The sequence below is a fragment of the Agrobacterium sp. 22-226-1 genome, from assembly GCF_053522345.1.
The window spans coordinates 42,254-63,768 of the sequence record NZ_JBNWCP010000022.1 but is presented as its reverse complement, the minus strand read 5'-3'; the positions used below and the strand labels follow the sequence as shown (position 1 = coordinate 63,768).

Genomic DNA, 21,515 nt, shown 5'->3' with positions numbered 1-21,515 from the left:
AAAACCAGTCAACGCGGGGTGGAGCAGCCCGGTAGCTCGTCAGGCTCATAACCTGAAGGCCGCAGGTTCAAATCCTGCCCCCGCAACCAAAGTTTACGAATGATATCAAATAGCTCCGGGCCGCCCTGGAGCTATTTTTTTTGCCCAAAATCCTCTAGCACAACTCTAGCACAGAATCGGCTCCTGATTTGACGCGTCCTTGCCGGCGTGATTCCCTGTTCCCATATCGAAGACGGGAAACAAGCAGGGGGCCGGTATGGCGAGCCACGAAATCCTCGGAGGGAAGGTCAATGTCTACCGGCGCGGGGGCTCACCGGCTATCTATCCTGGCGGGAGATCTATCTCGTCTTTGCGGCGCTAAACCTGTTCCTTTGCATGCCGCTGCACTTACCTCCCTGCTGGACAACCGGGCATTTGCATGCAAGCGCTCGTCCAAACAGAGTCAGAAATATGTAACGTCTTCAGCTTGAGTATTCAGCGGATTTTTTCCGCGTTTGGTAAGCCAGGAATACATCGGCGGCACGCGGTCTGCGATGGACTCGACATGGATATCGATGAGGCAGGGTCCGTCCCTGTAAGCGAAGGCTGTTTCAAGCGCTGTGTCGAGTTCCTCTGAATTCGTTGCTGTCCAGGCCTTGAGATCGAAGGCTTCCGCAATGGCCTGACCGCGTGGAGGCATGAAATCCACACCGAAGCACTGGTTATGCCCCTTCAGCCGGTGAAGGCCTTTGATCCACCCAAAGGTGCCGTTGTTGAACAGTAGCAGGATCGCCGGGATCTGCAGGCGGACGAGAGTTTCGAGTTCTCCGACCGCCATTCCGAACGAGCCGTCGCCGAACATGCCGATCGGCCGGTGGTCCTTGTTCGCGAACCACGCTCCGACGGTGGCAGGCAGGGCGGAGCCAAGCCCGCCAAAGGCGCGAGGAATGGCAAACCCCGTGCGGCCATCCCTGAGCTTGAGGAAGCGTGTCATGTGCGGGGTGGGCGTTCCCGCATCCGAATAGATGTGCCGGAGACAATGAGCGGCTTTTTGCTGCTCGTCAGGAGTGTGATCAGCGTGTCGAGTTTTTCGGGAGCAGGTAAGGTCGGAAAGGCAGGAAACTCCCTGCACTCCGTCTCCACATGAAGGGAGATCCGGGCGGGGTCGACTTCCGCCAGCAACATATCTTCCGGGATCTGCAAATGGACCGCACCGGGCTTTCCGGAGCAGGCGACGCGGAAGGCTCGACGGATGATTTCCGGTAATTTTTCCGCCGATTTGACCTGCACCGACATCTTGGTGTTCGGATCAAACAGGCGGGCACAATCAAGTTCAGTCAGTACGCCGCGGCCCTCGCCCGGTAGCGGAATGTCAATTGTCAGGAGGATGACGGGTACGGAGGAGGAATTGGATTCCGCCACCGGTGGGAGAGAATACATCGCGCCGGCACCCGACGGGCATTCAAATATCCCCGGCTTGCTGGTGAAACGACCGTAGGCATCGGCCATATAACCTGCCACCGCTCGTCACGCGCCATCACATGACGGATCTCTCCTTCCCGTTGCTGAAGGGCTTCATAAAGTGGGACGTTGGTATCACCAGGCACACCCAAGATGACCTCGACGCCATAGCCGATCAACATTTCAACCAGAATATCCGCACCACGCATCCAGAATTCTCCTTCATGTTGTAACTGTCTTCAATGCACCGGTCGGCTCTGCTGGCAAGCGTTGCGGTTTGTCTCGGCTCGTCGCGTATCGTTTGAGCGGGCAGCGATGGGATTACTTGTCCGCGACTTTGCACCCGATCCTTACGGCGCGCGCCTACCCAGCCGGAACCGTCTCGGGGAGTACGCGCTGATATCGAAAGCCTGCGGAGTGCGCATAATCTGCTGCGCGATGATCTTTCCGGTGATCGGTCCTGATGCGAAGCCGACATGACCATGGCCAAAGGCATAGAATATATCCGCCGAAACGCTTGATCGGCCGATAACCGGAAGGCCATCGGGAGTGGAGGGACGATGCCCCATCCATTTATCGACGTTGATGTTCGTCATCCCTGCGAGCGCGGGATAGGTTTTGCGGGCATGCTCAAGAAGAATGTCGACACGGCGCCAATTTGGAGGTGTGTCGACGGATGCGAGCTCGACCCGGCCCGACAACCGAAGCCCTTGCGTCGTCGGCGACGGTTGTTCATGATGACGGCGGCAAGAGCATTGAAGCCGTGCTTGTTGGGCGAGAGGGCATCACCGGCTGGCCCGTTCTGCTGGGCGCGGAAACCACGCCGGACGAAACCATCATGGGCGTGGGCGGTCGTGGCTTCCTGATTCCGGCCGTTGAAATACGGCGGGAAATGGAGGAAGACGCGCGCCTGCGTGAGCTTTTGCTGGGCTATATCAACGTCTGCCTGCTTCAGGCCGGCCAGCTTGTGCTTGCAAATGGGCAATATGGTCTGCGGGAAAGGCTCGCACGCTGGCTGCTGATGTGTCATGACCGCCTCGATACGGATGATCTGCCGATCACCCATGAGTTTCTCTCCACCGTTCTTGGGGTGCGGCGGCCGGGCATTACCAACGAGCTGCATGTTCTCGAAGGCATTCATGCCATTCGCGCCAGCCGCGGAAATGTCCGGATCGTCAATCGCGGTATACTGGAAGACGTCGCCGACATGACTTACGGCGTCCCCGAAAGAGAATACGAAACACTGATGGCCCGTATGCAGTCGGATATTGCCGCGCCGTCAGTCTTTTCTGTCTAGAGCCTCGGAGAAGCGGACGACTTTCAGCACCTCGTGCTGCTTGTCCTGGATGATGATGGAACCTTCGGAAATGTCGCGCCCTTGCAGGATCGCCTCGCTCATCAAGGCGCGCGCGTCCTTGAGCGCCTCTTCAATCGCCCGGTCCAGTGAGGGTAGGTCGCTCCCCTCCCGGTCATCAAGGATGCTTTTGCCGCTGATCACAGTGAAGAAAAATCTTGGCATGGCGATATTCCCAAGAAATGACTTGCTCGCCGCTGGCGCTTGCAACGGCTGTTCCTCAGCCGAACTGCCGCAGATATTGGGCCTGTTTCTCAAGCCGTGTGGCAAGTTCGGAAATGCTCATATTTGTCGCGCATAAATGGATCGCGCATTCCAGAAATTGCAGCGACGAGCGCCTGAGAAAGTCCTGCTGCTGCTCATACGCAATTCTGGAGATGCGATCAGATTTGCCGGGTTTGTCCGTCATCGTCTGTCCCTCGGATTGAGTGTCTGGCCCGCCTAACCGGGGGGGAGCGCAATTGTTTCGAAAAAAATCCCCCTTTTGCCTCCCGGTCTTTGCGGAACATTGCCGCAGCAAAGTGGTTGGGGAGCGTTGAAACCCAACCGGAGGCAATCATGACCAATAATTCTCCACGAGACGGCGCTCCCGGCACCACAGACCAATCGCCGCGCTGGGAGGGGCCGAAGGAAAGCCGACCCAGAGGCTACATGAAACCCACCGACGACCCCGAGCACGATCGGGACGCTGTGGGTGAAAACCTTAAGGACCCGCGGAAGAAGCGTGTTTCCGATGCGATGAAAACCCGCGACGACCAATAGGCCAGCGGTTTATCCGCTGCCACCCAACGACAGGAGGAATAAATGTCCACCTCGACGAAAACACCGGCAAGCATCCGGCAGGGCGGGCCGGGCTCTTCGCATGAAAACGCGAAGGCCCCGTTGGAGATCAAGAAACCTGCGGCAGACAATGACAAACGTTCAAAGAGCAGGGTTTCCGGGGGAGGGGGTGAGCGTGACAGTCACCACACCCATGACCCCGAACGAAAATAATGATCCGCCGGGAGAAGAACGATGAAAAAGGCAAAAAAGAAAAAGAAGTGGTCACAGAAGGTGACGAGGGAAAGCGATGCGCTCGATCTTGAGAAGGAGGTGTTCACCAAGGACGATCCCTCGCAGATCGCACGGTCGCTGAAAGCCTCGGCGGAAAAATCCTCCAGGCGCAAGACCAGCCCTTTCCGGTCTGCAATGTCGATGCTGGTGTTTTACATCAACCGTGCTGGCCGGACGTTGCCCGGAAAACGAAAGGAAGTGCTGGAAGATGCGAAGGGCGAGCTTCGCAAGGAATTCGGCAAATCGCGATAGACGCATGTACGCTTGCCTTTCGCCCCTATTGCTCGAAGCCAAGCCGGGCTCGAGGCCGCTCCGTAAAAAATCGCTCCTCACGAAATATTAAATCTCGGAACTCCCGTGGCGCGGCATGGTTGGTCTAGGGCGGGCCACAAGGCGCGCAAGTGAAAAATCACCATATGAGGAGTGACATATCATGCCAAATCAAGGTGGTACGCACGAACAGCACGTGAAGGCCGGCCAGCAGAGCCACAAGAACAGCGACAAGCGTTCGCAGTCCGCATCGGCCTCCAATAATGGCGACAATGGCAAGACCCGCGGTGGCACACATGAGCAACATGTGAAGGCGGGTCAGCAGAGCCACAAAAACTCCTAATGCTGACAAACTGGGAATCCCCGCGCGCGTCGTGGGGATTTCCTTGTTTTATTCCCTGACGAGACAGGAAGTTTCATGACCGTTTTCGATGGCCGCTCTGGAACGACCGCTGAGAGTTGAGGAACTGATCATGACGACCGCAGCAGATGTTCTGGTGAAGACACTGATCGACTGGAAGGTCGACACGATATTCGGCCTTCCGGGAGACGGCATCAATGGCGTCATGGAGGCGCTTCGCAAACGTCAGGATGCGATAAGGTTTGTCCAGGTCCGACACGAGCAATCCGCTGCCTTCATGGCGACGGCCTATGCCAAATGGACCGGCAGGCTCGGCGTTTGTCTTGCCACTTCGGGTCCCGGTGGCACCAATCTCCTGACCGGTCTTTATGACGCCAAGCTGGACCAGGTTCCTGTCCTCGCGATCACCGGGATGCAATATCACGACCTGATCGAAACTTTCACGCAGCAGGACGTCAACCTGACCCGGGTTTTTGAGGATGTCAGCGTTTATAATACCGTCGTCAGCGATGCTGCGCATATGGAAAATGTCGCCAGCCTCGCCTGCCGCACCGCTCTCGCGCGGCGTGGCGTCGCACATATCTCGATAGCAAACGACACGCAGGAAAAGCCAGCCGAGGAAGGACGGTCTCGCCGTAACCTGCCCAGGCACGTTCCGAATGACTGGTTCTCGTATCGTCCGAAACCCGCTGACGAACTCATCCACGAGGCAGCGTCCTTGCTCAATCGTGGCAGCAGGGTTGCGATACTTGCCGGACGCGGCGCCCTTGGCGCTGAGGAAGAATTGAAGCGAACCGCCGAACTGCTCGGCGCGCCGGTGGCGAAAGCGCTTCTGGGCAAGGCGGTCATGGATGATGACGACCCCTTCACCACCGGCGGAATTGGCATTCTGGGAACCGCCGCCTCTCAGGACATCATGAAAAATTGCGATACCCTGCTTATCGTGGGGTCGACATTTCCTTACATCGAATTTTATCCGGATCCAAACACCGTCAAGGCGGTTCAAATCGATCTTGACCCGCAGCGTATCGGACTTCGGCATCCCGTGCAGTGTGGCCTGGTGGGTGACGCAGGTGACATACTGAACCGGTTGAATTCCCTGCTGGAGAAAAAGAGCGACCGGAGTTTTCTGGAAGCCGCGCGGAAAGGGATGCGCACCTGGTGTGAACAGATGGCCGCCCTGACATCGGAGCAATCAACACGGTTGAAACCGCAGCCAGTGGTGCATGCCTTCGGCAGGCGTATCGATGCAGACGGAATGCTTGTGACCGATTCCGGTCAGAACACGGAACTGGCTGCGCGTCACATCGACCTGAAAACCAGCAACGCCTTTGCCGTTTCGGGTGCGCTCGCTTCGATGGCCTCCGGCTTGCCCTACGCCATCGCCGCCGGATTGGCCTATTCCGGCCGTAACGTATATGCGGTTGTGGGCGATGGCGGACTTGCCATGCAACTCGGCGAATTCTCCACCGCCGTCCGGCATCGGTTGCCTCTGAAGATTCTGGTTATCTGCAATGGGATGCTGAATCAGATTGCATGGGAGCAGATGATGTTCCTCGGCCATCCGCAATTCGCCTGCGAACTCGCGCCCATAGACTTTGCCAGGGCGGCCGATGCAATGGGCGGAAAGGGTTTTACGATTTCCGGGTTTGACGAGATAGAACCGGTCCTTGACGCGGCGTTCGCCGAGGATGGCCCTGTTATCATCCAGTCGATTGTCGATAAATACGAGCCGATGATGCCGCCGAAAATGCCGGACGACTATGCCGCGAACTTCAAGAAGGCGCTGCCCGATACGCCGGGGCATCGGCAGATAGAAGAGAATATGGCGCGAGAGCCGCTGCGGACGATGATGCGCGGAGAAGGTCTGCCAAAAGCTGACCCGTGATAACCGGCGGCCATATCAGCTGTCCGACGCGACAGAGACATGGCGGAGCAATCATCTCTGCGCGCCGCCAACCCTTGCGCCGAGGCGTTCGTCGATTGCGTTCATTCGCTCGATTTCGATCCGCTGGCCGCGGGAAATTTCCGAACAGAGCGTCATCAGTTCCGGGTCAGTGATCGCCGCTTTCCGGCACATGAGAATGGCGCCGGAATGATGGGGAACCATCGAAGCAATGAATTGCCGGTCGCCGATCAGGGTCTGGCTACGCGTCCCGGTGAAGGCCGCCACGAAGAGGAGGGCGAGACCGGCATGGAGAAAAAGGTTCAACCGCTTGTTCGGATACATCCCACCCATCGTCGCGAGCATGAGGATGCCCATGGGCGCAACCATGGTCAGCGCCATGTAGACCATGTTGAGATTGTTCCGGAAGTCGCCCCAGCCATCGATCATGGAGAACATGACGAGGTACATGACCACCAGGCTGAGGACCATGTTAAGGGCGAAAGCCGCATAAGGATGGCTGGCGGTGTGGGCTTTCCTTTGACGAGTGGTGCCGTGATCGTCGTCCATCTGGTGCTCCCGTTGCCGCGCAGCGACTTGCCCGGGGAGGATTGCAGCCCTCACCGGTGAAGATCTAATCGGCGGGGACTGTCAAAACAGCCCCCGGGGCCATAGGTTTAATGCGGCTGCACACCGGACTGGCTGTGGGTGCCGCCGGGACGGGAGATCGCTGCCAATGCCTCGCCCACGCCGTTGCCGTCGGTTTCCACGGCGACATCGCCGAGGGACAGGATTCCCACCAGCTGCTTGTTGCGGTCGAGGACGGGAATACGACGGATCTGCTGGTCGCCGAGATTGCCGCAGACATCTTCCACATCCTCGTCATCGAAGCAATATTTCACTTCCCTGGACATGATGTCGCTTGCTTTTGTGTCCGGACCTTTGCCTTCGGCAACCGCGCGAATTGCGATATCGCGGTCGGTCAGCATTCCTACCAGTTTGCCTTCCTTGCCGACCGGCAGCACACCGGCATCGATTTCCGCCATGATGCGGGCTGCTTCCTGAATGGTTTCTTCCGCATTCACGACACGCACATCATGCGTCATGACTTCCTGGACTTTCATCGCGGTAACTCCTTCTGACGGTAAATCCTTGCTGCGCACCCGCTTAGTGCTGGGCGTGCTGCTCATTGCGCTTGCGGGTGGCGGCGGCCTTTTTGGCGGAAGCGGATCGCTCTGCCTTCGGTCTTGCAGCAGCGGCCTCGCCACCTTTGCGGCCACCCTTTTCGGAAGAGGCGTGGTTCTCGTGCGGATTCCGACGTGAAGCCGGCCACCATTCCGATCAAATACCGGCCAGCATTCCGATATGAAGCCGGCCACCATTCCGATCAAATACCGGCCAGCATTCCGATATGAAGCCGGCCACCATTCCAATCAAAGACCGGCCACTTTCCGCCACTGATTATCATCCCCTGGGTCAGCAACTTTGGCATCAAATGGACCACGCGCAACGTGGAGATTTTGATGCCGGCAAAGAGAAGGCTGACCATGAGACAATTACGACAGATGCTGCGGCTTGCCGGAAGCGGGACGAGCTCCCGTGAGATTGCGGTCGTGTTAGGAATAGCGCGCAGCACAGTGCAGGATAATTTACGGCGAGCAACTGAGATCGGCTTGACTTGGCCTTTGCCAGGCGACCTGACCGACGATGCTCTCGAGAATAAGCTTTTCGCTCGCAACGGTGTCAAGCAGGGCACCCGACGGCGAACAGAGCCGATATGGGCCGAACTTGTCGTCGAGCTCAAGAAGCCTGGCGTTACGCTCCAAATCCTATGGGAAGAGTATCGCGCTTCAAACCCTGAGGGGTATGGATACAGCCGGTTTTGTGAGCTGTTCCGCAGCTTCGAGCAACGGCTGTCTCCGACGATGCGCCAGGAGCATGCTGCCGGCGACAAGGTTTTCGTGGACTATTCGGGAAAGAAGATACCGATCGTCGATCGGACGACGGGCGAGATCCGCGAGGCTGAGATCTTCGTCGCGGTGCTCGGCGCTTCCAGCTTCACCTACGCCGAGGCAACCTGGACCCAGACCCTGCCCGACTGGATCGGCTCGCATGTCCGCTTGTTTCGCTTCATCGGCGGGGTCCCTCGGCTGATCGTTCCCGACAATCTCAAATCGGGCGTGAATCGCGCCAGCTTCTACGATCCCGAGATTAACCGCAGCTACGGCATGATGGCCTCGCACTACGGCATTGGAGTCTTGCCGGCACGGCCGAAGCGACCGAAAGACAAATCAAAAGTCGAGAACGGTGTCCGTTTCGCTCAGTCCTGCATCCTTGGCCGCTTGCGCAAGCAGACCTTCTTCTCGCTCGCCGAGGCCAATGGGGCCATTGCCCAGTCTCTGGACCGCATAAACGACCATGTCATGCGTCGCCTTGGTGTCACCCGACGGCAGTTGTTCGAGAATGTCGAGCGTGCCGCGCTCGCAAATCTGCCCGGTGACGATTACGAGTTTGCGGAATGGCGATTGGTCCGTGTTTCAACCGACTACCACGTTGAATACAAGACCTTCCTCTATTCCGTTCCACATGGCCTTATCCGTCAGCAGGTCGATCTCAGAGCGACGGCACGGACCATCGAGGTCTTTCACCGCGGCAAGCGCGTCGCGGCTCATCAACGCCGATATGGTGGCCCTCGGTACGGCACTGATCCGGAGCACATGCCCAGCTCCCACCGGCGTTATGCAGAGTGGACGCCCGATCGTTTTCGCCGTTGGGGCGCATCGATTGGGCCCCATACCGAAGGCCTGGTCATCGCTGTTCTCGCCAGCCGGCCGCACCCGGAACAGGGCTTTCGAACATGCCTGGGCATCCTGCGCCTGTTTCGCGACATCGCTTGCGAACGCGCCGAGGCCGTATCAGCCAGAGCTGTCGAGATCGGAGGCCTGAACTGCAAAAGCATTGCCTCGCTTCTAGCCAACCATAAGGCAGCAAAACATTCCACCGAACCTTCTGCAATCATCGACCACGCCAATCTGCGTGGTCCGGGCTACTTTCATTGAGGACAAAACTGATGCTGACACACCCCACTATCGACCGACTACGAGAGCTTGGTCTTTACGGCATGGCCACTGCCTTCCAGGAGCTTGATGCCCAGTCAGAGGCGCGTGGTCTCGAACATGGCGAGTGGCTTGCCATTCTGCTGGAACGGGAAGCCACCATGCGCCAACAAAAGCGCTTCGAAGCGCGCGCAAGGGCCGCAAAGCTACGCCATGACGCGCAGATCGAGAACGTAGACTTCCGTGCGGCCCGCGGCCTTGATCGTAATATGTTCATGACCCTGGCCGGTTGCGATTGGATCACAAAACACCACAGCCTTCTCATCACCGGCCCGGCCGGGGTCGGCAAAAGCTGGTTGGCTTGCGCGATCGGTCACAAAGCATGCCGCGAGGATTTCTCCGTCGCGTACCACCGCGTCCCGAGGTTGTTTGCCAGCCTCGCACTGGCAAGAGGTGATGGCAGATATGGCCGGATCCTCAAGTCGCTGGCCAAGACCGACCTGCTGATCCTTGATGACTGGGGCCCGGAAAAGCTCAATGACGACCAGCGCCGCGACCTCCTTGAGATCATCGAAGATCGCTACGAACGGCGCTCTACCATCGTCACAAGCCAGGTACCCCTGGATCGGTGGTACGAGATCATCGCAAATCCGACGCTCGCCGACGCCATCCTCGATCGCCTTGTTCACAACGCCTACCGCATCGAGCTCAGCGGCGAAAGCATGCGAAAACAGCGTGCTCCAACGCTCCCCGAAACATCGCAAGCTTGACGTCGAACGAAACCAAAGCCACACATCCATTAGACCCAGGATCAGTCCGACAAGTGGCCGCCTTCAAATCGGAACGGCGGCCGGAATGAGATCGGAATGACTGGCCGGCTTGATTTCGGAATCAGTGGCCGGCTTCATCGGAATACGCAGTTCTCGGCATGACCGCGACCGGAGCCGGATTTCTTGCCGCCGCCGCTTTCCTTGTTCACGGTGGCCCAGGCGCGCCGCTCGGCTTCTTTCTCGCCGACGCCGCGATCCTCATATCCTTCTTCGATATGCTCGGCCTTGCGCTTCTGTTTGTCCGTATAGGAAGATTTGTCGCCACGGGGCATCGTGCTTCTCCTCTTGGTTGAAGCGCCCCTAACTCCAGTGGTCAAACGATGTTCCCGAAGATGTGAGATCGGTTTTTCGTGTTCTGGGGCCTTGGGTGGGCTAAGCGCGGAAAACTACATTTCGATAACCGCCACATCGCGGGCGACAGCGACACGCGACCTTCAGCAACTCGTCAAGATCGGCGCCCTAACACGCATTGGGGAGCGGCGGCATACGCGTCACGCCCTTCACATTCAAAGTGATGAGCCCACTGACCCCCTCTGAAAGCCCCCACCGGCGAGAACAAAAGGGATTATGGCGCCAACCGCATAATGATCGAGGCCTCGGAAGACGACAATTTCCGCGCGACGGCCAGAGCTTGCGCTGAATCAACGCCACTGATGGTGACGCTGCCGCCCATAATCGGCTCTCTCACGACCGGTTCGAAGATGACGTCTCCATCAACCAGCAACTGGGTCTTTTGCCCGAGAGCGGCGCGTGTGAAATCCTCGAAGGCCTTGGCGCTTTCCGGTGTCAACGCAATCTCCACTGCAGGTCCGGCAGCGGGATCGACCGAGGTTTTCACCTTTGCGACCTTGAGCGAAATCGGTGCAATGTCCCTTGCACCGTCGGCAGAGGCGTTGCCGCCATCGGTCGGGTTGGGAGAGGAAGGCGTATCGACATCGGTCTTCGCTCGGTACTGGTTCAGATCGATCGAAGCTTGCGGATCGTTTTTGGGCAGCGGTTCAACAAGTTGGCCAGACAGGGTCCTGGCATTCCACGCATGCGGTGCAGGCAGGACCGGTGGCTGACCCTCTTGCCAGACATGCACCGCCATTGTGAGTGTCACGCCGCCGACACTTGCGACCGTGTTTTCCAGCACTTCGACTGTCGAACCGTCGCGTGTTGAATTCACATAGGTCACGGTTCGTGACTTCCCGGCACTTTTGACCTGCGCCAGCTGGGCTTCGGTCAGTTGCTTCGCCCGGTCTCCGAAACTTGCGATCATGCCATCGATCGAGGATTGCTGCGATTGCAGCAGGGCAGCCGGATCATAGGTTATCTTCGCGCTGAACGTGGCTGTTTGCCTGATCTTGTCGGCGGCTTCGAGTTTCCAGACGGTGCTTGTCGGGACGAGCATGCCCTTCAGTTCTTCATTGCCTTCAACCGTCCATTCCCGTCCGATATCGGTCGTGAAAGCTTCTGAAGATTGCCCAAGCGCAAGGATCATGCTTTCGGGCGCAAGAACGTCGATAATTGTGAGAGGGTTACTTTTGACGGTCTGGAGCATGCGGGAGGCCGTGCTGTCCGGCGCTGAGGTGGAGAGGAGCCTTTCCATATTGGCAACGATCTGATCCGCGCCGACAAGCGCCGTCGGGGTGCCGCTCAGGTCGGTCTCGAATTCCAGTTGCTGAACACCGTAGGCGGCGAGCGAATTGCGAAACATGGCGTTCATCGGATAGGAATCCGCCGCGTCCACCGCATCCGGCGGGATATCGGCGGAGAGCCTCCATTGCACCCGCATGCCTTCGTCATTCCGCGACAGCACCGTTGCCGATTGGCGGAAGTCACCGCGCATGACAACGGGCGATACTCCCGGCTTGTCCAACCAGAGCGACATGTCGGTCTCGGTCGTCTTTTGAACGCGATAATGAAGCTCAGTCCCGATGGCGGGCGCATAAGGCGGGACGGTCACGCTCTCTGCCGCCTGCGCGGGGCCGACTGCCATGGTTGCCTGGAATGTCAGCCCGGCAGTGAGAAAGAGGCGAGGGACCGGACCGGTATTGCGGCGTGTTACATTCGTGCGAATTTGCATGCCCTCCGGTTACGGCTTTTCCAACACCTGACATGCCGATTTTGTACTGTCTATCCCAAGTTCAACGCCGCATGGCTTCCGTGGGTAGTGATTTTTAATCATTGAATTCTGTATTGCGTCGCGATTGCGCTACCATTGCAGTCAGGCGGCGTTGCAGCCCGGGCGGTTCGAATTCCATCCGCGCGCTCCCGGGTTTCATCGGCGTTAGTTGAGGCGTTGATTGGTTGCGGCATCGAACAAATGGATCGATGCCAGATCCGGCTGAACCTGGATGGTCGCGCCCGGCTGCGATTGGACGCGCTCGCGGAAGACACCGATGACCTGGTGTTTGCCGAGCATCATCGTGACCTGCGTTTCCGATCCCATTGGTTCCACCAGCAAAACGGTCGCGGTGAGGCCTTGGTTGACCAGCTCGAAATGTTCCGGGCGGATGCCGTATATTGCGTTGCCCGAGGTCGGGCCGGGCGGCAGGGGCAGGACGACGCCGTCAGCCTCGAAGCCGTCGGCGGTCAATCTTCCCTTGATGAAATTCATCGCCGGGGAACCGATGAAGCCGGCGACGAAGGGATTGGCGGGCCGGTCATAAAGTTCGAGCGGCGCCCCGCATTGCTCGACCCGCCCGGCATTCATCACCACGATCTTGTCGGCCATGGTCATGGCTTCCACCTGGTCATGCGTGACATAAACGGTGGTGACCCCCAGACGCTGGTGCAGCCCCTTGATTTCACCGCGCATCACCACGCGCAGCTTGGCATCGAGATTGCTGAGCGGTTCGTCGAACAGAAAAACCTGAGGATTGCGGACGATTGCGCGGCCCATGGCGACGCGCTGCCGTTGGCCGCCGGAAAGCTGGCGGGGAAACCGTTCGAGCAATGGCGTCAGCCCCAATATGTCAGCTGCCCAGCTCACCCGCTCGGCAATCTCGGTCTTGCTGCCGCCGCGATGCTCGAGCGAGAAGGCCATGTTTCTGGCTACGCTCATGTGCGGATAAAGCGCGTAGTTCTGGAAGACCATGGCGATGTCGCGGTCTTTCGGCTCGATCTCGTTGACGACACGGCTGCTGATCGAGATATCGCCGCTGGTCACGGTTTCAAGGCCTGCGATCATCCGCAGCAGGGTGGATTTTCCGCAGCCCGAAGGGCCGACGAGGACAACGAATTCGCCATCGGCAATATCGATATCGACACCATGGATGGTGGCGAATGCGCCATAGCTTTTCTTGACGGATCTAAGGGTAACGGGTGCCATGGGTCAGCCTTTCGATTAGCCTTTAAGCCCGGTATGGGCGAGGCCTTCGACGAATTGTTTCTGCGCGACGATAAAGACGATGAGTACGGGGATGGCGGTCATCGTTGCGGCGGCAAGCTGGATGTTCCACATCGGTCCACCATAGGCGTCGGTAAATTGTGTCAGTGCCTGCGGCAGGGTGAACTTGTCGGGGCTGGAGAGAAAGACGATGGGTTCGAGATAGAGGTTCCAGCTGCCGAGAAATGTGAAGATCGCAACGGCAGCCAGCGCTGGACGGGCAAGCGGCAGGGCGATGGTCCAGAATATCTTGAACCGGCCGAGGCCATCGACCCGGGCGGCTTCCTCCAGTTCCACGGGTAAGGAGATAAAGAACTGGCGCATGATGAAGGTGGCGAAGACCGCCGGCGCGCCGAAGATCGGCATCAGGATCAGCGGCCAGTGTGTGTTGATCATGCCCCATTTGAGAAACATCCGGAACAGCGGAACCAGCGTTACTTCGGATGGGATGAGCAACCCCACCAGCACCACCATGAAGATGGTGTTGGCGAAGGGGAACCGGATGCGCGCAAAGGCATATCCGGCCATCGAAGCCACTGCCATGGTGCCGATGGTGACGATTGCGGCGATATAGGCGGAGTTCCAGTATTGCAGCGCGAAGGGCTGTATTCTGAAAACGTCGGAATAGGAGGAGAAATCAAAGGCGCGCGGCCAGATATCCGGCGGAAAGGCAAATATCTGGCTGACGGGTTTGACCGACGACGTGACCATCCACCAGGTCGGAAAAACGAAGGGGACAAGCAGCACGCAGAGTATGAAATAGATCAGCGTCTGCGCGCGAGGGCTGAGTTCAGTTTTCATAGAATACGAACTTTCTGCGCAGGTGCCATTGAATGAAGGTGAGCGCGCCGACAATGACCAGCAGGATGATGGAGAGTGTCGAGCCATAACCGAAGAGGTAGAACTGGAAGGCCTGCTGGTAGAGGTAATAAACGAGAACCGTCGTGGAGAAGCCCGGCCCGCCCTGGGTGAGGATCATGATCTGCGCAAAGACCTGCAACGCGCCGACGATGGTGACGATGGAAGCGAGCAGGATAGTCGGGCTGATCATCGGCAGGGTGATGCGATAGAACTGCTTGAAGCGCGGCACACCGTCGACGCGCGCGGCTTCGAACAGTTCCCGCGGCACGCCCTGCAGTGCTGCGAGAAACAGGATCATGTTGAGACCGAGATTCTTGAGCGCCTGCACGACGATGACCGAGATCATCGCCGTCGTGGGGTGGCGCAGCCAGTTGGGCCCCTCGACGCCGATCATTTGCAGGAGGCCGTTGATGCCGCCATTGTTCTGCAGCAGGAAGCTCCACACGATTGTCCAGGCGACCAGCGACACCACGACAGGCGAAAAGAACAGCGTGCGGAACACGGTCATGAAGGCCAGCTTCTGGTTCAGGAGCAACGCAAGCCCCAGCGCCAGGCTCATATTGAGCAGGGCAAGCCCCGCGGAGAACACGGCGGTCACGCCCAGCACTTCGCCTATGGCCGGGTCGCTGAGCAGCTTCTGGTAGTTGGCGACGCCGGTGAACCGGAACGATCCCGCCAGCACGTTCCACTCATGTAGTGAATACCAGAAGACCAATACCAGCGGCACGAGCACGAAGACAACGATACCAATGAGTTGCGGCGCTATGAACAGATAACCGGTGGCGGCGTCACGGCGCGCCATGGTCCAGAAGCCGCGCCGGGCCTGTGTCTGCGCTGTCGGGAGGGCAAGCGTCATGGCTTTTCTTCCTTCTGCCTTTCGCATCCACGGAAAATCGGATGGCTACCAGCGTCAATTGGCCGCCAGCAACGGATCGAGACGGCCGCAAAGCGCTTGCAGGACAGCCGCGACATCGGCATCGTCTCGCCAGAGACCGTCGAGGCCGGCGCGAACAGTCTGTTGCAGCCGGGCAAAATTGAGAACCTGCTGCGTCGATTGACCGGTGGCGACGCCGCGAATGACCACGGCCTCTATCTGCTCGCGCGACAGCAATGGGTTGGCGGCCGCGAGCACATCGGCGGTGAGCAGACTTTGCCGTGCCGGCGGGAAAAAGCGCGCGAGCTTGGCTACATTCGGCTTGGAGGAGAAAAACGCCAGGAATTCCGCCGCAAGCTTCGGGTTTTTGCCGCTGGCCATGACGCCAATGCCTGCCCGACCTGTTACGGCATAGTCACCTGCGGGTCCTTTAGGCAACGGCACGAGATCCCAGTCGAAGGCCTTGTCGCCTTTCGGCAGCAGCGATGCGCGGCTGATCTGGGTGGTTGTCATCGCCGCATCCCCGGCAAAGAAATCGGCCGAAACGCCAGGCCCCGGCATGGCTTTCTTCACGAAGATCGCATCGTGGATGAAGCGCATGGCGTCAACCATCTCCGGGCTGGCAAAAGCGCAGGACTTGGTGTCTTTCGACCAGGGATAGGCATTCCAGCCGGTATAGACTTCGGCAAGATTCTCCCACGCCTTGTATTCAAAATCACGAATGATCAATCCCTGTTTGCCGGTCGTCGCGACTTTTGCGGCCGTCGCAATGGCATTGTCCCAGTTCCATTCGCCGGCGGCGATCATCTCGGCGGGCGTCTTTGCGCCTGCCGCCCGGATCATGTCGTTGTTGACGAAGACGCCGAAGGGCGATGTCGAGAACGGATAGAGATATTGTACCCCTTCATACGACCAGGCGGTGAGCGTTGCCGGGGGGAAGTCGCCCATGTCGTAACCTTCGGTATTGGCAAAGGTTTCGGTGAGGGGATAAAGCGCCCCGGCCGCCATGAAGTCGGGCGCGGTCGTGTCGAACAGCCAGGCCAGATCGGGGGGATTGCCGCCGGCGATCTGGGTGGTCAGAGTGGTGGCATAGCCTTCGTAGGCAAGCGAATCGTAGGTGATCTTGACGCCGGGATGGCTCGCCTCGAACTCATCGGCGATCTCGTTGAACAGGGCCAGATGAGCTTCGTTGGCGCTCCAGATGGCCATCCGCAATTCCTGCGACAGAGCCGGCGAAACCAGCCCGGATGTGACCAGAAAACCGGCCACTGCAATTTTCACTATACTCCTGCGCATGAATAATCCTCCCAGATTATACGTTTTGGCTAGTAGCCGCGAATATCAGGCCAATGGCGCTCCACCCCTTGGCGTTCGATGTGGGTGTGAAACTCCGCCAGCCGCTTTTCATCGGTATGCACGCCATGCGGGGTCTCGCCCCTGTCGAGGCAATAGGCGGCCAGCATGCCGGCCACTTCGCCGATGTTCCATTCGACCGGATGCAGCCTGTAGCAACCATTGGTGATATGCGTGGTGCCTATATTCTTGGATGCCGCCAGCAGGTTCGTTTTGTGGCGGGGGATAAGGGCACCCAGCGGAATTTCGAAAGGGCAGGCGCCGACATCGATATAGTTATCGCCGCCCGTCGAGGGGTGCAGGTCGATGCGATACATGCCGATACCGATGCTATCAGGGTAATGCACCGCGCCGCGATCGCCGCGCACGGCAAGCGACAAATCCTGCTCGACCACCGTGGTCAGGGCACGAATGCGACGGCTTTCACGGATATAGGGCGCCATGGCCAGGCCATGCTCCGTGCCGGTAATGTCGCCGCGCAGGCGCAGTCCCGGAAAGCCCTGATCGCCATCCGGGCGAGGCGCTTCGGTCTGCATCCAGTAGAACATGGAATAGGACAGACTAGCCGCATCGGCCAGCCGCTCGGCATATTGTTCGGGGGTAACATCAATGATCGGCGCCTCGAAATAATCGATCATCGGCCAGTTCACGAGGCAGATATCGCTGACATAGGCGCCGGGCCGAAATGTGTGGCGGGCGGCAATGCGGCGGAATATCCACAGGCTCATATCGCCCGCGCTGTGTCGCTGGTCGGCAACGTCGCGTGTTGCGTTGTCGACCGGGTTGGGATCGAAGAACCGGCGGCTGCGTTCCAGTGTCCGCGGATTGGGCGAGTCCCAGCTCAACAGCGGGCCGCCCCAGAATTCGGGAGCAACCTGCCGCCAGTGGTCATACCGGGCGGGCTTGTCGATGACATGATTGCCGTCAACCTGATCGACGGCGAAGCAGATCGATACGGCCTGCTGATTGTGCGGTTGCGCCTCGGCCGGCGCGCTCGGCTCGCCGGTTTCGGATTGGGCTTCGAAACCCGTGACGTATTCAGTAGCTGTCAGAGGCAGCAGATCGCCCAGTTCGGTGGCGTCGATGATGTAGCGGGCGGAGCAGGAAATAAGGTCGCCCGTATTGCAATGGCGCAGGGTCACAGCCTGCACGGTGTCGCTGTCGACCTCCGCTGATATCGGCTCATAGGGCTTGAGGATGGTCAGTTTGCCGCCCGCCGCGTAAGGCGCAAGCATTGCTTCCATCACCGCCAGCGAAACGCGCGGCTCGTGGCACAGGCGAGATACGTTGCCGTCTCCGGGGTTGAGCGTTAGATCGGCCCGGGCGGTGTCGGTGAGCGGATAGTGGTCGCGGTAATATTGCCGAACGCCCGTGCGCAGGGCGCGATAGCTGGCAGTGATCCCGAACTGCTCGACCCAGCTGTGCTCGTCGGGTGGCACGGCCTGGCTAGTCAGCTGGCCGCCAATCCACTCGAATGCTTCGGTCAGGATAACGCTGCGGCCATTGCGCAGGGCCCCGAGCGCCGCCGCCACGCCGCCAAGGCCGCCGCCAACCACAAGAATATCTGCATTGTATTCTCTCACGTCAGGTTCTCTTTCCTTGAGTTGGGCCTTGAGTTGGGGAGGCGAGCGTTTCGCCCGCCACGATGTCGCAGCCCAGCAATATCTGCTTTACGGGGCCGGGGGGGCTGGTGAGGGTCTCGACCAGCATGGAAGTCGCCTGCCTGCCCATTTCTTCGCGGGGGATGGCATAGGAGGTGAAGACGCGCTGTAACCGAAGCGTATGCGTGCGGGTGCCGCTGCCCAGCACCACGATGGAAAGATCGGCGGGGACGCTCACCCCCTGGGCACGGGCATAATTGTCGAAGACCACCGCTTCGGCCACCTCGGCAAAAAAAACGACGCTTGCGCCGCTGGCGCGAACGGCGGCCAGTTGCTCGGCCGGATCGCCATTTTCGCTTTCGTGGGAATAGACCAGCTCCGCCGCGCCCTTGATTGCGGCGAGAAAACCACGCCAGCGATCGCTGATGGATTCCGCCGGACCCGTCGCACCGATAAAGGCGAAACGGCGATGGCCAGCGGCAAGTGCTTCTCGGACAAGAGCATGTGTGGCTGTCACGTAATCGGCGCCAACATAACGCACCGGCCCGCCGGCATCGTCACGGCGACCGACTGCGACGTAAGGATAGTCACCGGCAACCAGCTGGGCCAGCTCATCACGATCGAACTGGCTGCCCAGAATGAGGCATCCGTCAGCAAGTCGAAGCCGACCCGTTTCCCCGAAGATGCGCTTGCGGCCGTTATCGTCGCGCGCCGCAGCCGTCATCAGCAGAAGGTCGTAGCTCAACCTCTCCGCTTCCTCCTCTATTCCCATCAGGAAAGGCGTATAGAAATCCGCCTGCGCAATCGGGAAAGCCGGCTGATAGGTGAAAACACCCAGAATCCGGTTGGCGCCCTTGACCATGCTGCGCGCGATGGGGTCCGCCACGTAACCGGTGTCGCGAATGGCCTTCAGCACACGCTCGCGTGTTTCAGGCGGAATGCGACCTTCAGCGGATTTCGCTTCGTTGAGCACGAGCGAAACCGTTGCCTGGCTGACCCCAGCGAAGATCGCAATGTCCCGTTGCGTCACACGCCTAACCATCGAAACCTCGTTTTCTGCCGCTGCTAATTCGTATTAGCTGCTTATGCGTATAAACAGGGTTTGCGAGGGGATGTCAATGGAGTACTTCATGATGATGTGTCGGTTTCCGGCATGGAGCATGTTGCCGCCAACGCTCATGCACTTTCCGCAGGTGGAGCGTTCACTCCCCCACCACCACTCCCTCGCGTCGTGGGTCGGCGCTGCCGACCAGACCTCGGGCGGTTATTTCGATGGCATGCAAACCGGAGTTCATTTCACCCGGTTTCACCTCGTAACCCAGCGCCTTCAGCGGACCGACCAGTTCTTCCGCGCTGGTGCCGGCCTCGATGTCATAGGTGCCGAACCGGTTGATGAGATGCGGCTGGGCGACGATCACCTCGACGGGCATGCCCCAGTCGATATAGGCGATCAGCGCCTGGGCCACATAACCGATGATCTGGCTACCGCCGGGCGAACCAATGGCGAGCAGCGGTTTTCCATCCTTCATCACGATAGTCGGGGCCATGGAGGAGCGCGGCCGTTTGCCGGGCTCGACGCGGTTGGCGATAGGGAGGGCGCCGTCATGGGTCTTGAAGGAAAAGTCCGTCAACTCGTTATTTAGCAGGAAGCCATTCGTCATCAGACGCGAGCCGAAACCGCTTTCGATCGTCGTCGTCATCGAGACAACGTTGCCATCCTTGTCGACGACGACGAAATGGCTTGTGGAAGGCAACTCGAGTGCGGCATCCCGACCGAAAAGTAGCGCATGGTCCCATTCCGGCTCGCCGGCCTTGACGGCATCGTTGGCCAAGGCCCTGTCGCCGTCGAGAAGCTTTGCTCTCTCGCCTAGATAGGTCTTGTCCAGCATGCCCTTGATCGGTAGCGGCACGAAATCGGTGTCAGCGACGTAACGCTCGCGGTCGGCGAAGGCCAGACGCTGCGCATCGCCGATAATGCGCCAACTGTCGACATTTTTCGGGCCTAGAGATCTGAGATCGAAATTCTCCGCCATACCGAGCATCTGGCCGATGGCGATAGCGCCCGACGATGGCGGTCCCATACCGCAAACGTCAAGTGCACGATAGATAAAGCAGACCGGTTCGCGCTCGATGACGCGATAGTTGGAAAGATCGGAAAGCGACAGCACGCCAGGATTGTCGGCTGCCTCGCGCACGGTCTTGACGACCGCCTCGGCAATTTTCCCCTTGTAAAAGGCATCGGCGCCGCCTTTGGCGATCGCTGCAAGCGTCTCGGCATAGGCCGGGTTCTTCAATGGAGCACCGGCCTGCAACGCTGCCCCGGAGGTATCAAAGAAATAGGACCGCGCCTCTGGATATTTCTTTAGCCGGTCGCCCTCGGACGCGATGAGGGAGGCAAGACGCGGCGACACCTGAAAACCCTCGGTCGCCAACGTTTCCGCCGGCTTCAGCAGGCTTGCCCACTCCGCCTTTCCATAGCGTTTGTGAGCTTCCTCCAGAAGTCGCACCGTTCCCGGCGTGCCAACGGAACGGCCGCCGATTACTGCGTTCATGAATTTAAGCGGCTGACCCTTGTCATCCAGGAAGACCTTTGGCGTGGCTTCCATCGGCGCCGTCTCCCGGCCGTCCAACGTCGTCAGCTTGCCGCTTTTTGCGTGGTAATAGACGAGGAAGGCGCCGCCGCCGAGACCGGAACTCTGCGGCTCAACGAGGCCCAGCACGGTCTGCACCGCCACCATCGCATCTATGGCGTTACCGCCCGCGGCGATCACGTCGCGCCCCGCCTCGGCCGCCAGCGGATTGGCTGCGGCGACCATGAAGCTCCTTGACTCGACACGTCTGGCAGTCGCAAGCCCCGTCGCTTTCTCTGGCGCCACCGTGTCAGATGCCTGCTGGGCGCAGGCGATTGCGGTGGAAAACATTAAGGCGAGAACAGCCTCGCTGAGAAATCTCATTTTCATTAGCCTTATCCTCCAGAGCGGCACAATCCGTTAATGTGAGAAGGGCATCTGAGCCAGCAGCCGGGTCAAACCCGTAGCGATTCAGGCGCAGATGATTTTCCGAATTCTTCCTTCGTTCCCGCAGGGGCCCGGCGTCACCCGTATTTCAGCCTCGTCCGCGAGTATGAGTAAAGCGTTTAAGCATTTTGCCGCTTTGTTTCAGGCGGTTTATCCGATCGCAGATCACGTTGCGCGACTTGCCCTC

The 21,515-nt window shown here is 59.1% G+C and carries 22 protein-coding genes, 1 tRNA gene and 4 pseudogenes; 10 read left to right on the top strand and 17 right to left on the bottom strand.

The genetic code is table 11. The features are described 5' to 3' along the window. The first annotated feature begins 12 nt into the window (after window positions 1–12). Window positions 13–89 (top strand) — tRNA-Met (locus ACQZ5K_RS24880). Window positions 90–442: 353 nt separating this feature from the next. On the opposite strand, the gene ACQZ5K_RS24875 is transcribed toward ACQZ5K_RS24880, so the two are convergent. From ACQZ5K_RS24875 to ACQZ5K_RS24865, 3 genes and pseudogenes are all read right to left on the bottom strand, one after another. After that, the gene (locus ACQZ5K_RS24875; RefSeq protein ID WP_448741763.1) at window positions 443–973 is read right to left on the bottom strand and encodes a thiamine pyrophosphate-dependent enzyme; all 531 of its coding nucleotides are present in this window, start codon (window positions 971–973) and stop codon (window positions 443–445) included. Continuing rightward, window positions 970–1,622: pseudogene (locus ACQZ5K_RS24870) on the bottom strand (thiamine pyrophosphate-binding protein). Before ACQZ5K_RS24870 ends, ACQZ5K_RS24875 begins: the two are co-directional and overlap by 4 nt. A gap of 168 nt (window positions 1,623–1,790) precedes the next feature. Beyond that, entirely contained in the window at window positions 1,791–2,141 is a 351-nt protein-coding gene (locus tag ACQZ5K_RS24865) for an NAD(P)/FAD-dependent oxidoreductase (RefSeq protein WP_448741762.1), read from the bottom strand. Between ACQZ5K_RS24865 and ACQZ5K_RS24860 the strand changes: the two genes are divergently transcribed. Next, the gene (locus tag ACQZ5K_RS24860) at window positions 2,117–2,737 is read left to right on the top strand and encodes a Crp/Fnr family transcriptional regulator (protein ID WP_448741761.1); all 621 of its coding nucleotides are present in this window, start codon (window positions 2,117–2,119) and stop codon (window positions 2,735–2,737) included. The genes ACQZ5K_RS24865 and ACQZ5K_RS24860 overlap by 25 nt on opposite strands. Here the strand turns inward: ACQZ5K_RS24860 and ACQZ5K_RS24855 are convergent. Beyond that, window positions 2,720–3,004 carry a DUF6894 family protein gene (locus ACQZ5K_RS24855; protein ID WP_233284789.1) on the bottom strand — a complete coding sequence of 95 codons (285 nt, stop codon included), beginning with the start codon at window positions 3,002–3,004 and terminating at the stop codon, window positions 2,720–2,722. The two genes, ACQZ5K_RS24860 and ACQZ5K_RS24855, sit on opposite strands and share 18 nt — an antisense overlap. Before the next feature lie 10 nt (window positions 3,005–3,014). Then, entirely contained in the window at window positions 3,015–3,203 is a 189-nt protein-coding gene (locus ACQZ5K_RS24850; protein WP_080820199.1) for a hypothetical protein, read from the bottom strand. A gap of 149 nt (window positions 3,204–3,352) precedes the next feature. On the opposite strand from ACQZ5K_RS24850, the gene ACQZ5K_RS24845 reads away from it, so the two are divergent. The 5 genes from ACQZ5K_RS24845 to ACQZ5K_RS24825 all read left to right on the top strand — a co-directional run bounded on the left by ACQZ5K_RS24845 (window position 3,353) and on the right by ACQZ5K_RS24825 (window position 6,366). Next, window positions 3,353–3,556, top strand: a complete 204-nt coding sequence (locus ACQZ5K_RS24845; protein WP_035237037.1) for a hypothetical protein — start codon at window positions 3,353–3,355, stop codon at window positions 3,554–3,556. A gap of 42 nt (window positions 3,557–3,598) precedes the next feature. Beyond that, window positions 3,599–3,787: a hypothetical protein gene (locus ACQZ5K_RS24840; protein ID WP_078051594.1), complete on the top strand. Its 189-nt coding sequence runs from the start codon at window positions 3,599–3,601 to the stop codon at window positions 3,785–3,787. Between the two features lie 21 nt (window positions 3,788–3,808). After that, the gene (locus tag ACQZ5K_RS24835) at window positions 3,809–4,099 is read left to right on the top strand and encodes a DUF3175 domain-containing protein (RefSeq protein WP_448741760.1); all 291 of its coding nucleotides are present in this window, start codon (window positions 3,809–3,811) and stop codon (window positions 4,097–4,099) included. A 181-nt stretch (window positions 4,100–4,280) separates the two neighbouring features. Next, entirely contained in the window at window positions 4,281–4,460 is a 180-nt protein-coding gene (locus ACQZ5K_RS24830; RefSeq protein ID WP_080820202.1) for a hypothetical protein, read from the top strand. Between the two features lie 130 nt (window positions 4,461–4,590). After that, window positions 4,591–6,366, top strand: a complete 1,776-nt coding sequence (locus tag ACQZ5K_RS24825; RefSeq protein ID WP_137005380.1) for a thiamine pyrophosphate-binding protein — start codon at window positions 4,591–4,593, stop codon at window positions 6,364–6,366. Window positions 6,367–6,417: 51 nt separating this feature from the next. On the opposite strand, the gene ACQZ5K_RS24820 is transcribed toward ACQZ5K_RS24825, so the two are convergent. From ACQZ5K_RS24820 to ACQZ5K_RS24810, 3 genes and pseudogenes are all read right to left on the bottom strand, one after another. Continuing rightward, window positions 6,418–6,933 carry a DUF305 domain-containing protein gene (locus tag ACQZ5K_RS24820; protein ID WP_448741759.1) on the bottom strand — a complete coding sequence of 172 codons (516 nt, stop codon included), beginning with the start codon at window positions 6,931–6,933 and terminating at the stop codon, window positions 6,418–6,420. A 107-nt stretch (window positions 6,934–7,040) separates the two neighbouring features. Continuing rightward, complete coding sequence (locus tag ACQZ5K_RS24815; RefSeq protein ID WP_078051597.1) at window positions 7,041–7,487, bottom strand: CBS domain-containing protein; 447 nt, start codon at window positions 7,485–7,487, stop codon at window positions 7,041–7,043. Window positions 7,488–7,530: 43 nt separating this feature from the next. Then, window positions 7,531–7,662 (bottom strand): annotated as a pseudogene (locus tag ACQZ5K_RS24810) (plasmid stabilization protein); the annotation flags it as partial. A 224-nt stretch (window positions 7,663–7,886) separates the two neighbouring features. On the opposite strand from ACQZ5K_RS24810, the gene istA reads away from it, so the two are divergent. After that, on the top strand, window positions 7,887–9,422 hold the full coding sequence (istA, locus tag ACQZ5K_RS24805) for an IS21 family transposase (protein WP_448741758.1): 1,536 nt from the start codon (window positions 7,887–7,889) through the stop codon (window positions 9,420–9,422). Between the two features lie 11 nt (window positions 9,423–9,433). Continuing rightward, window positions 9,434–10,189 (top strand): IS21-like element helper ATPase IstB, encoded by a 756-nt coding sequence (gene istB, locus ACQZ5K_RS24800; RefSeq protein ID WP_132281916.1) that lies wholly within the window; start codon window positions 9,434–9,436, stop codon window positions 10,187–10,189. A gap of 149 nt (window positions 10,190–10,338) precedes the next feature. On the opposite strand, the pseudogene ACQZ5K_RS24795 reads toward istB, so the two are convergent. After that, a pseudogene (locus tag ACQZ5K_RS24795) lies at window positions 10,339–10,521 on the bottom strand (plasmid stabilization protein); the annotation flags it as partial. A gap of 82 nt (window positions 10,522–10,603) precedes the next feature. Between ACQZ5K_RS24795 and ACQZ5K_RS24790 the strand changes: the two are divergent. Beyond that, window positions 10,604–10,786: pseudogene (locus ACQZ5K_RS24790) on the top strand (hypothetical protein); the annotation flags it as partial. 28 nt (window positions 10,787–10,814) lie between these two features. Here the strand turns inward: ACQZ5K_RS24790 and ACQZ5K_RS24785 are convergent. The 8 genes from ACQZ5K_RS24785 to ggt form a co-directional block, all read right to left on the bottom strand. Continuing rightward, entirely contained in the window at window positions 10,815–12,230 is a 1,416-nt protein-coding gene (locus ACQZ5K_RS24785; protein WP_448741757.1) for a SecDF P1 head subdomain-containing protein, read from the bottom strand. Window positions 12,231–12,521: 291 nt separating this feature from the next. Next, entirely contained in the window at window positions 12,522–13,565 is a 1,044-nt protein-coding gene (locus ACQZ5K_RS24780; RefSeq protein ID WP_137005383.1) for an ABC transporter ATP-binding protein, read from the bottom strand. 15 nt (window positions 13,566–13,580) lie between these two features. Beyond that, on the bottom strand, window positions 13,581–14,423 hold the full coding sequence (locus ACQZ5K_RS24775) for a carbohydrate ABC transporter permease (RefSeq protein ID WP_137005384.1): 843 nt from the start codon (window positions 14,421–14,423) through the stop codon (window positions 13,581–13,583). Next, window positions 14,413–15,339 carry a carbohydrate ABC transporter permease gene (locus tag ACQZ5K_RS24770; RefSeq protein ID WP_448741756.1) on the bottom strand — a complete coding sequence of 309 codons (927 nt, stop codon included), beginning with the start codon at window positions 15,337–15,339 and terminating at the stop codon, window positions 14,413–14,415. Before ACQZ5K_RS24770 ends, ACQZ5K_RS24775 begins: the two co-directional genes overlap by 11 nt. 54 nt (window positions 15,340–15,393) lie before the next feature. Continuing rightward, window positions 15,394–16,653 (bottom strand): ABC transporter substrate-binding protein, encoded by a 1,260-nt coding sequence (locus ACQZ5K_RS24765; RefSeq protein ID WP_448741755.1) that lies wholly within the window; start codon window positions 16,651–16,653, stop codon window positions 15,394–15,396. A 29-nt stretch (window positions 16,654–16,682) separates the two neighbouring features. Then, window positions 16,683–18,293, bottom strand: coding sequence for an FAD-dependent oxidoreductase (locus tag ACQZ5K_RS24760; RefSeq protein ID WP_448741754.1), 1,611 nt, complete (start codon window positions 18,291–18,293; stop codon window positions 16,683–16,685). A gap of 1 nt (window position 18,294) precedes the next feature. Further along, entirely contained in the window at window positions 18,295–19,353 is a 1,059-nt protein-coding gene (locus ACQZ5K_RS24755) for a LacI family DNA-binding transcriptional regulator (RefSeq protein WP_137005388.1), read from the bottom strand. A 160-nt stretch (window positions 19,354–19,513) separates the two neighbouring features. Then, complete coding sequence (gene ggt / locus ACQZ5K_RS24750) at window positions 19,514–21,271, bottom strand: gamma-glutamyltransferase (protein ID WP_448741753.1); 1,758 nt, start codon at window positions 21,269–21,271, stop codon at window positions 19,514–19,516. Window positions 21,272–21,515 lie beyond the last annotated feature (244 nt).

Excerpts from the sequence above, each read along its gene's own strand:
- ACQZ5K_RS24875 (WP_448741763.1), bottom strand. The coding sequence starts at position 973 with ATGACACGCTTCCTCAAGCTCAGGGATGGCCGCACGGGGTTTGCCATT.
- ACQZ5K_RS24860 (WP_448741761.1), top strand. The coding sequence starts at position 2,117 with ATGCGAGCTCGACCCGGCCCGACAACCGAAGCCCTTGCGTCGTCGGCG.
- ACQZ5K_RS24850 (WP_080820199.1), bottom strand. The coding sequence starts at position 3,203 with ATGACGGACAAACCCGGCAAATCTGATCGCATCTCCAGAATTGCGTAT.
- ACQZ5K_RS24845 (WP_035237037.1), top strand. The coding sequence starts at position 3,353 with ATGACCAATAATTCTCCACGAGACGGCGCTCCCGGCACCACAGACCAA.
- ACQZ5K_RS24840 (WP_078051594.1), top strand. The coding sequence starts at position 3,599 with ATGTCCACCTCGACGAAAACACCGGCAAGCATCCGGCAGGGCGGGCCG.
- ACQZ5K_RS24835 (WP_448741760.1), top strand. The coding sequence starts at position 3,809 with ATGAAAAAGGCAAAAAAGAAAAAGAAGTGGTCACAGAAGGTGACGAGG.
- ACQZ5K_RS24830 (WP_080820202.1), top strand. The coding sequence starts at position 4,281 with ATGCCAAATCAAGGTGGTACGCACGAACAGCACGTGAAGGCCGGCCAG.
- ACQZ5K_RS24825 (WP_137005380.1), top strand. The coding sequence starts at position 4,591 with ATGACGACCGCAGCAGATGTTCTGGTGAAGACACTGATCGACTGGAAG.
- ACQZ5K_RS24820 (WP_448741759.1), bottom strand. The coding sequence starts at position 6,933 with ATGGACGACGATCACGGCACCACTCGTCAAAGGAAAGCCCACACCGCC.
- ACQZ5K_RS24815 (WP_078051597.1), bottom strand. The coding sequence starts at position 7,487 with ATGAAAGTCCAGGAAGTCATGACGCATGATGTGCGTGTCGTGAATGCG.
- istA (WP_448741758.1), top strand. The coding sequence starts at position 7,887 with ATGCCGGCAAAGAGAAGGCTGACCATGAGACAATTACGACAGATGCTG.
- istB (WP_132281916.1), top strand. The coding sequence starts at position 9,434 with ATGCTGACACACCCCACTATCGACCGACTACGAGAGCTTGGTCTTTAC.
- ACQZ5K_RS24785 (WP_448741757.1), bottom strand. The coding sequence starts at position 12,230 with ATGGCAGTCGGCCCCGCGCAGGCGGCAGAGAGCGTGACCGTCCCGCCT.
- ACQZ5K_RS24780 (WP_137005383.1), bottom strand. The coding sequence starts at position 13,565 with ATGGCACCCGTTACCCTTAGATCCGTCAAGAAAAGCTATGGCGCATTC.
- ACQZ5K_RS24775 (WP_137005384.1), bottom strand. The coding sequence starts at position 14,423 with ATGAAAACTGAACTCAGCCCTCGCGCGCAGACGCTGATCTATTTCATA.
- ACQZ5K_RS24770 (WP_448741756.1), bottom strand. The coding sequence starts at position 15,339 with ATGACGCTTGCCCTCCCGACAGCGCAGACACAGGCCCGGCGCGGCTTC.
- ACQZ5K_RS24765 (WP_448741755.1), bottom strand. The coding sequence starts at position 16,653 with ATGCGCAGGAGTATAGTGAAAATTGCAGTGGCCGGTTTTCTGGTCACA.
- ACQZ5K_RS24755 (WP_137005388.1), bottom strand. The coding sequence starts at position 19,353 with ATGGTTAGGCGTGTGACGCAACGGGACATTGCGATCTTCGCTGGGGTC.
- ggt (WP_448741753.1), bottom strand. The coding sequence starts at position 21,271 with ATGAAAATGAGATTTCTCAGCGAGGCTGTTCTCGCCTTAATGTTTTCC.